The sequence below is a fragment of the Thioalkalivibrio sp. ALJ24 genome (assembly GCF_000377785.1).
Taxonomy (GTDB): Bacteria; Pseudomonadota; Gammaproteobacteria; order Ectothiorhodospirales; family Ectothiorhodospiraceae; genus Thioalkalivibrio.
This window is the reverse complement of the sequence record NZ_KB898738.1, coordinates 1-11,002: the sequence shown is the minus strand read 5'-3', so window position 1 is coordinate 11,002 and position 11,002 is coordinate 1. Positions and strand designations below refer to the sequence as shown.

Genomic DNA, 11,002 nt, shown 5'->3' with positions numbered 1-11,002 from the left:
TCTCCTCCTCCAGCTCCTTGAGGCGCTTGAGGTCCGAGGCGGCCATGCCGCCGTACTTCGACTTCCAGTTGTAGAACGTCGGCTGGCTGATCCCGTGCTTGCGGCAGATCTCCTTAACGGACTGCCCGGCATCCGCCTCCTTCAGGATCGACAGGATCTGGTTCTCGCTGAAGCGTGACTTCCGCATGGCTCCCCTCCCGGCGGCTCGACCTCGATTGTGCCAGAGCACTCTAATAACCACTGGTCCTCGTGGATGGGAAGCTTACGTAATGGCGATATCCCATCCGATTGCGCCGATGTTTGGAAATGCTTCGTGCGCCTTCAGTGCGGTCTCTTTGCGCTTGTCCCAGTAAGGAATAACCATTCCTTTGAAATAAACACCAGAAGTGGGGTGTTTCAGGACCCACTCTCCAAACCCATGTTTTAAGAAGACTGCTTGATCAGAAAGTTCTCCTTTCCATAAGTCCACCAAGCAGAAAATCTTGGAGCCGCGCGAGTCAGCATCCGTAATGGAGCCATCTGCACCACACCTGAAGTAGCACGCTAGGACTGAGGGCCCATCCGAACTGCGCCTGACCGTAACCAATCAAAGTGTGTTGACCGACTGCGGATGAAAACGGGCTAATGCGCCATGCTGAACCAGAAGCGGCTGTCCGAGGTATGGCCCAGATGCCTGTTTCTGGCTAACTATGTCTAAAAGATGCCCCCTGAACACACCTACACCTTGCCACCCTGAGACGGGTTTGAAAAATAAAATATCATTTCGAGAGGTGTCGTAATCAATAGAAAGCGGATTCCTATCCCAAATCACATATGAAACTCGAGCTACCGGAATGTTCAGCACGTCCATGTATAAAAAGAAAGTCAGCTTGTTTTCCAGGAGTGCTCGCTGTGAGGCTGAGGATTCTTCGTTGCCGAGGCGGTCGCTCATCGCGCGGATGGCATTGCTGAACCGTCCGAGAGGAACAAAATCACGGCTTAATTTTTTCTCTTGTTCTCCATCCGTTGGGCGAAATAAGTGTATGAAGATTGATTCCATTTAAGCCTTACTAGGACTGGTTCGCAAAAAATCCTGAAGCGGCGTTTCTTATTTCTTAGTGGCGCTTGGTTGGGGTTGCGTGAGGCAATTTTCCATAGGCTGGGTAGTATTCGGGTCAGGCGCTCCAAGCCCCAATATAGGCCTTTTGCTTTTCTGATGTAGGCGCTAATCACGACGAAAGGTTATCCAAGCGAAGAGCGTGTCGAGGGCCGCCATGCGGGTCCCAGAATGGTTGCCGTGATATTCCCACAGGTCATTTATGTGGGGCAATACCAGGTACGCAACTGTGGTTTGGAGGTCTGTTATGACCACTTGGTGGCAGACCACAGGCGGTCTGGGGTATGTTCTAGGAGTAGGGTCGAGACCGAAAGCGGTACCGGAGTAGTCCGGCGTTAGCGACGACGTGTGGGGCCACCGTCGAACAGGCCCTTAGGATGAGAGCGAGGATACCTACAATGTCCCAGCCGAGCGTAAGACACGGTTTGCTGGACCGATTCGTTTCGTCCACGAAGAACTGTGCCGATCGCCCGGCCCTGGATGTCGAGGGCACGGTCCTCAGTTATCGCGAGCTGTTTGATGCGGCGGCCGATGCGGCCATGGCGCTGGAATCGGCGCTGGTCGCGGAACGGCCCGCCCGGCTCGGTGTTCTGGCGCAGCGCTCGCTGGCGATGTACCGGGGGATCCTCGGGACACTGCTGGCCGGGCATACCCTGGTGCCGCTAAACCCGTCGTTCCCGTCCGAACGTTCCCTGGCGATGGCCGAGCAGGCGGATCTGGCCGCGGTGTTCGTGGACAACGGGGCGCTGGAGCGGCTGGAGGAACTGCTCGGGGCCGTCACCGAGCCGCTCGTCGTGGTCCTGCCGGATGACGGCTCCCTGGCGGAACTGCGCGAACGCTGGCCCCGGCATACCTTTGTGGTGGTGGGCGAGACCCCGCGGCCGCCGGACTGGCGGCCGGCGCAGGTGGCCCCGGATGATCTGGCCTGCCTGTTCTTTACCTCGGGCAGCACGGGAACCCCCAAGGGGGTGGGCGTGCTGCACCGCAACGCGGCCCGGTTCGTGGAGATGTCGCTGGAGCGCTACCGGGACTTCGGCATCAACGAGACGGATCGCTTTTCGCAGTTCTACGACATCACCTTCGACTCCTCGATGTTCGACATCTACGTGTCGTGGGCCTTTGGCGCCTGCCTGTGCTGCCCGTCCGCAAAGGAGTGGTTCAACCCCAACCGTTACATCGCGGACAAGGCACTCACGGTAATCGACATCACGCCTTCGGCCGGTCACGGCATGAACCGCCGGAACGGCTGGGAGCCCGGGCGGTTCCCGGACCTGCGTCTGTGCCGCTTTGGCGGCGAGGCGCTGTCCGCCGAGCTGGCCGAGGCGATGGCGCGCGCAGCGCCCAACGCCATCGTCGATAACGCCTACGGCCCGACCGAATGCACGGTCGATGCCTGTTTCTATCGCTGGGATCCCGAGCAGTCCCCCGCAGAGTGCGAACACGGCATGGTTCCGATTGGTTATCCGGGCCATCAGGTGGGCCTGCGGGTGGCGGACGAATCGCTGAGCGAGGTGCCGGTCGGAGCCGAGGGGGAACTGCTGATCAGCGGCCCGCAGGTCACCCCCGGCTACTGGAAGGATCCCGAGCGTACGGCGAAGGTCTTTGTGCGCCTGGAGGACAGGCAGGTGCATTACCGCACCGGGGACCTGGTGCGGCGTCCGGCGCCGGGCGAGCCGATCATCTTCCTGGGCCGGCTGGACCATCAGATCAAGATCGGGGGGGTGCGCATCGAACTGGGCGAGGTGGAATCCGCGCTGCGCGAGGCGGCCGGCACGGACCAGGCCGTGGCCGTGGGCTGGCCCCGCACGGAGAGCGGCGCCTCCGGCATCGTCGCGTTCGTGGTGGGCGAAAGCATTGATGAACCCGCCCTGCGCGACCGTCTGCGCCAGCGCCTGCCGGCGGTGATGGTTCCCCGTGCGATTCACGCATCGAACGAGCTGCCGCTGAACGCGAACGGCAAGGTCGACCGCAAGGCCCTGATCGCGCAACTGGAGGCCGAGGCCGGGAGCTGACGCATCCAGAGCGCACCGTGACTTGAGAGCCCGGGTGCTTGTTCCGCGGAATCGTTTTCCACGGTGCGAGGGGCGCCCATGAGCGTCAGAAATATTTACACAAACTGCCCCGTTCTTTGATGGCGTGGTGCCAAAAGCAAGACGAGGATTCAAAAAAATCATGAGTTTACAGTCGATGGTCCAGATCCTGCATGAGGCGCCGTGGACAGGGCTGGTTTGGGCAACCTAACGGCGGAGAGACTGTATGACCGACGAAGACCTCGCCCAGAAACTCGCCGATTTCTGGCTTCCCGCACTGCGGGATCGTGACTGGGAAGGTTGTCTCGAGGTCCTGGACCAGATCCATGCGCAGCTGTATCAGGACCTCCCCACCATCGGGGAATACGAATCCGTGTCCTCGCGCTTCGTCGAAGCCGTGATCGAACGCTTTGGCGCACCGCCCATCACCTCGGATGCCCAGGCACGCATCTATGCGGGCTCGGCCAACGAGCAGCACATTGGGGCAGCCCTTGCCTGGGAATATGGCAACAAGGCTGCCGATCAGGAGGAAGAAGGCGCGGCCACGGCCGTAGAGCCACCCGCACGGGGGGCGGAGCGCCGCCGCTGGCCGCGGCGCATGGTGGACAAGCTGACCCGTGCATGGATCCGCGGCGAAGCCATCCGCTGCCGGCTGGTCGATCTGTCCCGCGGCGGCGCCCGGATTGCAACGCCGGGCGGGTCCGTCCTGCCGCCACCGGGGACCAGGGTCCGGGTGGCCATCCCCGAGGGCGAAGTCCGCGAGGCCGTGGTCGTGTTCAGCGATCATGGCCGGGCCGGGCTCCAGTTCGACGAAAGCCCGCTGGCGGCCTGACCGCCTCGCCATTCGCAGGTCCCGCGGCCTGCTCACGCGAGCCTGGCGTGCCAGTCCGAGGTAGGATGGTGAGATGAAGGATGTACTGGATCGTCTGCGCGCGTCGCTGCGCAAGAATGGCCTGTGGCGAACCCTGAGGCTCATTCCACGGAACATCGTGTTCGTGTTGACGGACTTCGACCGCAAGTACGGCACCAACACCCGCATGCAGGTCGAGGACGATGCGGGCCTGCCGCAGGAACACGAAGGCTATGAAGGCGCGCCGCCCCGGTTGTTTCACCGGACCATCCGGTCCCTGGAGGTTTCTCCGGACCGTTTCGCTTTCATCGACTTGGGCTCAGGTAAGGGGAGGGCTCTTCTCCTCGCTTCGCACTATCCGTTCCGCCGCGTCATCGGCGTGGAATACAGCTCCCGCCTGAATGGCATTGCTGCCCATAATGCCCGGCTGTACCGACATCCCGGACGCCGCGTCCGGGAGATCGAGACGGTCTGCGGAGATGCCGGCGCCTACGAGCTGCCGCCCGGCGACCTTCTGATCTATCTGTTTAATCCCTTCAAGGCGGCGATCATGGAGCGAGTGCTCGCGAACCTTGAAAGAGCCGTGCAGGACGACTCACGGGAGGTGCTGGTCGTGTACCAGAACCCGACGCAGCGGCACATGCTGGATCGGGCGCCGTTTCTGGAACTGGTTCACTACCACGAATACCGAACAAGAGGCCTTCGTAAGATGCCGATCGGTCGGGTTGCGGTATACCGCAGCCGTTCCTGAGGGGGCGGTTTCGGCCTCGACGGCGTTATCGCTCCCCCGGCCGCAAGGATTTGAACGCACTGAGCCCGAGATAGGCCCAGGATTTCAGGCGCAGCGGGCGTTGCCGGAGGGCCTGCAGGAAGGCGTGCCGGGCAATGCGCGGGCTGGCGCTCCAGTAGTGATGGTAGCCGAACGTGAACCAGGCATCGCCAAGCCGTCGTCGCACCACGGACGCCGGGGTCTCCTCTCCGTTGGGTCCGACCCGGCCCCAGCGCGCCAGCGCGCGCTGGACCACCTCGACCTCGTAGTTCACGTCCGGGTACCTGGTGATGCAGCCGGCGCCGTGCAGGCGATAAAGGGCCGTGACCCGGTCCAGCTGACGGTACTCGGACAGCCGCGAAGCCCGGATCCAGTAGTCGTAGTCCTGGCCGCGCTTGAGCTGCGGATCGAACTCACCCACCGCGTCCACCAGCTGCCGCCGCATCATGACCGTGATGGTGTGCGGCAGGGATTCCATCAGGAGCTGGTTGTAGACCCAGCCGGACCCCTCCGCGACCACGCCCGGGGCTTCGCGGTCGGGCATTTCCGGCTTCGCCATCTCGGCGGGCGGCGGGAACGCACCGTTGGCATCCGGCTTCCAGGAGAGGAAACGGGTGTGGGTAAAACCGATTTCCGGGTGCTGCTGCATGTAGAGCACCTGGGCGGTGACCTTGCCCGGCAGCCAGACGTCATCGGAGTCGATGAAGGCGATGTATTCGCCCGTGGCGGCGGCGATGCCGGCATTGCGGGCCACGGCCGCGCCCTGGTTCTGCTGCGTCAGCAGCGTCAGGCGGTCGCCGTAGCGCTGGACAATCTCGACGGTGCCATCGGTGGAGCCGTCGTCCACGACGATCAGCTCCAGGTTCGGGTAGTCCTGTTCCAGCACGCTGTCGATGGACTCGGCGATGTAGGCGGCCGTGTTGAAGGCCGGCATGATCACCGACACCCTTGGCGGATTGCCGGGCGGGTCCGACAGGCCCGTGGGGTTGTTCTCTTCGGTCGTTGGCATGGCGGTCGTCATGTCGAGCTTCGGCCGGGGGTGTTCTGCACCCAGTCCTGTGTCCATGCGGCCACCTGGTCGCGCCATTCCCGTCGCGAGAAGGTGTGGTTGGCTTCCGGCAGCTCCTGCCGGGTGACGCGCGGTTCCTCCAGCAGGCCCTCCCAGGCCGGGGCGGTGCTGGCGACGTCACGGAACTCGGCCGCGGTCAGGTCGTCGCCGCTGAGGATGAGGAGGATGGGCCCGCGGAAGCGCCGCCAGCCCTCCGCCATCCGGTCCGGCAGCGGGCCGTTACCCAGGTCGGGACTGGCCGCCTCCGAGCCATCCTGTATTCCCCGCGGGCGCAGGGCGGCTTTGGCCGTTTGTGCCAGCGACCGGATCGACACCCACGGATTGAAGCGCCCGCGCAGCGCCGAAGCCCAGAAATCCCGACTGAGCAGGCGCTGGAGGTAGTAGGTCTTGAGGTAGGCGCGGGCCAGGCCCTCGTCGGTTCGCACCCACGGGTTCACCAGCACCAGGCCGGCCACACGGGGATCCCGCCAGCCGTAGAATAGCCCCGCCGAGGCGGCCCCGCACAGGCCCCAGATCACGACCTCGCGCAGGCCCGGCACCTGTTGCGCGAAGGTGTCCATGGCCTCACACATGTCTTCGTGGACTTCTTCGTAATCCCGCTGGCGGCCGGAAGAATCGCCCATGCCGCGAAAATCGAAGCGGAACACGGGGATGCCCTGCGCCGCCAGATGGCGCGCCAGCAGCAGGAACTGGCGGTGACTGCCGACCCGGTACTGGGGGCCACCCACGGCGATCAGTACGCCGCGGCGGGCATCTTCCGCGCCGGGATGCAGGATGCCCAGCACCTCCTCGCCCTGCACCTGAAAGATGACCGGTCGCTCGTTCACAGGATGGCCTCGACCGCTTCCTGCGTGGCATCCAGCAGATTCGGCACCTCGATGATGTCCTGGGTGGACCAGAACGCATCGCCGGCAACCACCCGCGTATCGACATTCGCACCGGCCTCGCGCCAGCGTTCGAGCAGCCGTTCGCTGGCCGGCGGCAGCGGGGTGTCGCCTTCCGCGGCTACTTCGAACCAGGCGACGGACGCCGCGCGGGGTTGCTCCAGCCGCGCCGCCACCAGCCGCTCGGCCAGTGCCGGGGACAGGGTGTAGCCGGCCACCTCCAGCGCCTCGCCTTCCTGCAGGCTGGTCCGCAGTGCCCTCGTGGATTCCTTCTGCCCGCTCATCATCCCCGCTGCCACGCGCAGGCGCAGAAACTGAGTCAGGTGCTGTTCACCATTGGTGACCGGGGCCCAGTACAGCACGCCTGCTGCGGGTTCCCGGTATTCGGCCAGCAGGTCCCCCGCCAGCAGGCAGCCTGCACGCAGGGCCCAGAGCAGGCGTGGGCCGTTGCCGAGCTGATCCAGGTGTTCGCTGCAGCGGCGCAGGTCGTCCAGCCACAGGTCCCAGTCCGCATCGGCGAAATCGCCTCCGCTGTCGCCGCAGCCGTACAGGTCCGGGATCAGGACGGCGAACCCCGCCTCGGCAAGGCGCCGCGCCTGCAGGTTGATCATGCGGCGGGCTTTGTTCATCTCTTCCGCCAGGGGCGGGACAAACAGCACCGAGCCGCGTGGCGCACGGTCCGCGGGGCGATGAAGGACGTGGAAGAGGGGACCGGCCCGGCCGTCCAGGAAGCCCGCTTCCATGGGTGCTCAGCCTTCCAGTCGGGAGTCGATGAAGTCGACCAGCGAGCCGACGGTTTCGAAGGTCTCGGCGCTGACATCGTCGTCATCGACCACGATGTCGAAATGGCTCTCGATCGCGGTGATCAGCGAGACCACGGCCATCGAGTCCAGCTCCGGCACGCCACCCAGCAGGGTCGTGTTGCGATCAAAGTTCTGTGCCCGCCCGTTCAGGCTCAGGGCGCTGTCCAGAAGGTTCTTCGTATGTTCCAGGGTCGACATGGGTAATCGGTTCCAGGCAACCGGCGGCGGCTCCGCAGCCGGAGTGGGTGACAGAAACGGCCCGCATCCTGCACGAGGGTTAGAATCATGGCACGATCGTCGAGGTCATTTCGAGTGTGCGGCTGCAGGCGGCATGGACATCTGGGGAAGGATTCAAGATGGCAGGCTTTTGCGGGTGGTTCGGATTCGGAGTCGGTGAGCCGGCGGCTGCTCTGGAGGCTCAGGGGGATGCGCTGTCGCCGCGGCGCGTCGAGGGTCATGAAAAGCATGAAGGACACCATGCCGGGTTGCTGGTCCGGGGTGGCTGGCTCGCGCACGACGCGAACCGGATGGTGGCGATCGCCGGGCATCCGCAGTGGCGCGACGACACGCTGGCGCGCCGCGCCGCGGAGCTGGATCCGGCCAGGGCCCTGCTGGACGGTTGGGAACGCCACGGAAGGGATGTGCTCGACCGTATTGGCGGCGATTTCGCGCTGGTCGTGATCGATACCGAGCGGGGACAGCTGCTGGCCGCCATCGATCGTTTTGGCCAGATGCCGCTGCATTTTGCCCGGGTGCAGGGGGGCGTGGTCTTTGGCACTTCGGCGGGCAGCGTGATCGCGCACCCCGCGGTGTCCGGCTCCGTTACCGACGAGGGACTCTACCATTACTGCTTCTTCCACATGCTGCCGGCGCCGGTCAGCCTGTTCGCCGGTGTCGAGAAGCTGCGCTCGGCCCATCGGCTGGAACACCGCGATGGACGCACCGAAGTGGCCTGCTACTGGGTTCCGCGGTTCGAGGAGGATGCGCGGACGTCGCCGGACGCCCACGCGGCTGCGACGCGCGAGGCCGTGGAGGCCGGGGTCAGGCGCCGGGTGGGCGATGGCCGCACCGGCGCCTTTCTGAGCGGCGGGCTGGACAGCTCGACCGTGGCCGGAATGCTGGCGCGCGGCCAGCCCGGGGCGGACAGCTTCAGCATCGGCTTCAATGCGCCCGGCTACGACGAAATCGAATTTGCGCGCATGGCGGCGACGCACTTCGGCACGACTCCCCACGAGTACTACGTGACGCCGGAGGACGTGGTCGAGGCGGTCCCGCTGATCGCCGCGAGCTATGACGAACCCTTCGGCAACTCTTCCGCGTTGCCGGCCTATTTTTGTGCGCGCATGGCGGCGGATGCCGGGATGACCCGCCTGCTCGCCGGTGACGGGGGCGACGAGCTGTTTGCCGGGAATGCGCGTTACGCAAAGCAGGGGGTGTTCGAACACTGGAACCGGCTGCCCGCTCCGTTGCGAAAGAACCTGCTGGACCCGCTGTTCACGCGCCTGCCGCGTTCGCTTCCGGTGCTCCGCAAGGCGCGCAGCTACGTGGAGCAGGCACGCATCCCGCTGCCGGATCGCCTGGAAACCTACAACTACCTGCACCGGCTTTCGCAGGAGGCGATGTTTGCCCCCGAATTCCTGGCCAGTCTGGACCGCGAGGCGCCCTGGGATCTGATGCGCCGGATCTACGCGCAGCCGGAAGATGCGTCCACACTGAACCGGATGATGTATCTGGACTGGCAGCAGACCCTGGCCGACAACGATCTGCGCAAGGTGTCGGGCATGTGCGAGCTGGCCGGGGTGGACGTGACCTTCCCGATGCTGGACGACGATCTGGCCGAGCTCTCCTGCCGTGTGCCATCCGAGCTCAAGCTGAAGAACGGGCGCCTGCGCCACTTTTACAAGGAGACGTTCAGCGATTTCCTGCCGGACGCGATCATCGACAAGAAGAAGCACGGGTTCGGGCTGCCGTTCGGGGTATGGATGAGGGAGCACAGGCCGCTGCAGGAACTGGCCTATGACAGCCTGCTGCGACTGAAGGGGCGGGCGTTCCTGCGGGACGACTTCATCGACGACCTGATCCGTCTGCACCGCGAGGAACATGCCGCGTATTACGGCGATCTGGTATGGATGCTGATGATGCTGGACCTGTGGTTCGAGTCCCATCCAGAAATCCGCTGAGGCGCTCAGAGAGACTGTATTGTTTGTTTGATCCAGGGCTCTTGCGTCCCATTCGCGCTATAACGCAGGAACTGCCAGCGCAAAGGTGCCTTTGATAAAGCGCATCTGGGCTCGGGCTTTCCTTGTAATCCGTGTATCTGTTCATTCTTCTCCTGTGCCGATAAAATGACTTGAGTAGATTTGTCATCGCCCCGATCGCCGGCGCCAGGAGTATCGCATGCAACATCAAAGGCCCCTTGTCAATATTCTTTGGACAGGAGGTTGGGATTCCACCTTCCGGCTCCTTTCGCTTGTTGATAGGCCGGTATCCATCCAGCCGTATTACCTTAGGGATAACCGTCCCTCGGAGCCTAATGAACTTGCCGCGATGTCCTCTATCTCGCGGGCCCTCGAGCCAATGTTGGCGCCACAAACTACCCTGTTGCCCGTTGTTGAGTTGCATACAAGTGACGTACCGGAAGACCCTGAAATTAGCCAAGCTTACGAACGTCTCCGCGAGCAGCAATTTCTCGGTTCTCAGTATGACTGGCTCGGAAGGTTTGCACGCTCTGTCGACGGCCTAGAGTTGTGCGTTCATCGGGATGACAAGGCGTTTGGTGTCATTCAGGCCTTCGGGGGGGTTGTTGGTCGCGACGATCCTGATTTGGGGTTCTATCACGTACTTGACCCTGAAAGATCCAGCTCGGACCTTCAAAAGGTATTCGGTTGTTTCAGGTTCCCCGTATTGTATAAATCCAAGCTTGACATGCTTGATGAAGTCAAAGCGCGAGGCCGTCGAGAAATCCTGGAGCAAAGTTGGTTTTGTTATCAGCCGGTTAACGGCAAGCCATGTGGAGCCTGTAACCCTTGTGTGTATTCCATAGAAGAGGGGATGGCATTTCGTTTTACCCCTGAGGCTCTCCAGCGTTATCGTCTGGAGAAGGTGAAGCGTTGGTTAATACACGGCTTGGAGGCTGCACATTTGAAAGAGCCGATAAAACGAATCCTTGGAAGAAGAACTGCATGAAAAATATCGAATAGGCAGGTGCTCGGTTTTTTCGTAAGCTTCCCCGTCAAGAGGACCATTCATTTTTAGAGTCCTCGGCGGTTGAGTGGAGCTGGGCGTAGATGACCGGCGGCAGGTCGCCGAGGGCGTCATGCGCCCGCTCCTCGTTGTAGTCGATCACCCCCCAGTGGGTGATCTCGCGGACCTCCTCGAGATCGTTGAACAGGTAGAGATCCAGGACCTCGTTGCGGTAGGTGCGGTTGAAACGCTCGATGAAGGCGTTCTGGTTCGGCTTGCCGGGCTGGATGTACTGGATGAACATCGCGTTCTCCTCCG

Annotated in this window: 13 protein-coding genes; 5 read left to right on the top strand and 8 right to left on the bottom strand. The window is 63.1% G+C overall.

All coding sequences use genetic code 11. The features are described from left to right. The 3 genes from D571_RS0113405 to D571_RS14390 all read right to left on the bottom strand — a co-directional run. The coding region (locus D571_RS0113405; RefSeq protein ID WP_018937205.1) for a transposase at nucleotides 1–187 on the bottom strand (187 nt) is incomplete at its 3' end. Between the two features lie 75 nt (nucleotides 188–262). Continuing rightward, nucleotides 263–586, bottom strand: coding sequence for a sugar-transfer associated ATP-grasp domain-containing protein (locus D571_RS14655; protein WP_083916916.1), 324 nt, complete (start codon nucleotides 584–586; stop codon nucleotides 263–265). Continuing rightward, nucleotides 587–1,039 carry a hypothetical protein gene (locus tag D571_RS14390; RefSeq protein ID WP_156815802.1) on the bottom strand — a complete coding sequence of 151 codons (453 nt, stop codon included), beginning with the start codon at nucleotides 1,037–1,039 and terminating at the stop codon, nucleotides 587–589. 455 nt (nucleotides 1,040–1,494) lie between these two features. On the opposite strand from D571_RS14390, the gene D571_RS0113400 reads away from it, so the two are divergent. From D571_RS0113400 to D571_RS0113390, 3 genes are all read left to right on the top strand, one after another. Further along, nucleotides 1,495–3,108, top strand: coding sequence for an amino acid adenylation domain-containing protein (locus tag D571_RS0113400; RefSeq protein WP_038047282.1), 1,614 nt, complete (start codon nucleotides 1,495–1,497; stop codon nucleotides 3,106–3,108). Between the two features lie 244 nt (nucleotides 3,109–3,352). Continuing rightward, a complete protein-coding gene (locus tag D571_RS0113395; RefSeq protein WP_018937203.1) occupies nucleotides 3,353–3,958 on the top strand; it encodes a PilZ domain-containing protein in 606 nt (201 codons plus the stop codon). Nucleotides 3,959–4,031: 73 nt separating this feature from the next. Further along, a complete protein-coding gene (locus D571_RS0113390) occupies nucleotides 4,032–4,727 on the top strand; it encodes a class I SAM-dependent methyltransferase (RefSeq protein ID WP_018937202.1) in 696 nt (231 codons plus the stop codon). A gap of 25 nt (nucleotides 4,728–4,752) precedes the next feature. Here the strand turns inward: D571_RS0113390 and D571_RS0113385 are convergent, their stop codons facing one another. From D571_RS0113385 to D571_RS0113370, 4 genes are read right to left on the bottom strand one after another with little or no spacing between them, the layout of a single operon-like run. After that, on the bottom strand, nucleotides 4,753–5,754 hold the full coding sequence (locus D571_RS0113385; protein ID WP_232196989.1) for a glycosyltransferase: 1,002 nt from the start codon (nucleotides 5,752–5,754) through the stop codon (nucleotides 4,753–4,755). Nucleotides 5,755–5,762: 8 nt separating this feature from the next. Then, on the bottom strand, nucleotides 5,763–6,641 hold the full coding sequence (locus D571_RS0113380; protein ID WP_018937200.1) for a hydrolase 1, exosortase A system-associated: 879 nt from the start codon (nucleotides 6,639–6,641) through the stop codon (nucleotides 5,763–5,765). After that, on the bottom strand, nucleotides 6,638–7,441 hold the full coding sequence (locus D571_RS0113375) for a hydrolase 2, exosortase A system-associated (RefSeq protein ID WP_018937199.1): 804 nt from the start codon (nucleotides 7,439–7,441) through the stop codon (nucleotides 6,638–6,640). Before D571_RS0113375 ends, D571_RS0113380 begins: the two co-directional genes overlap by 4 nt. 6 nt (nucleotides 7,442–7,447) lie before the next feature. Further along, entirely contained in the window at nucleotides 7,448–7,699 is a 252-nt protein-coding gene (locus D571_RS0113370) for a phosphopantetheine-binding protein (RefSeq protein WP_018937198.1), read from the bottom strand. Nucleotides 7,700–7,857: 158 nt separating this feature from the next. Between D571_RS0113370 and D571_RS0113365 the strand changes: the two genes are divergently transcribed. Beyond that, nucleotides 7,858–9,681 (top strand): asparagine synthase-related protein, encoded by a 1,824-nt coding sequence (locus tag D571_RS0113365; RefSeq protein WP_018937197.1) that lies wholly within the window; start codon nucleotides 7,858–7,860, stop codon nucleotides 9,679–9,681. Nucleotides 9,682–9,898: 217 nt separating this feature from the next. After that, nucleotides 9,899–10,687, top strand: a complete 789-nt coding sequence (locus D571_RS14385; protein ID WP_156815801.1) for a hypothetical protein — start codon at nucleotides 9,899–9,901, stop codon at nucleotides 10,685–10,687. A 46-nt stretch (nucleotides 10,688–10,733) separates the two neighbouring features. On the opposite strand, the gene D571_RS0113360 is transcribed toward D571_RS14385, so the two are convergent. Beyond that, a partial coding sequence (locus D571_RS0113360; protein WP_018937196.1) for an integrase core domain-containing protein occupies nucleotides 10,734–11,002 on the bottom strand: 269 nt, incomplete at its 5' end.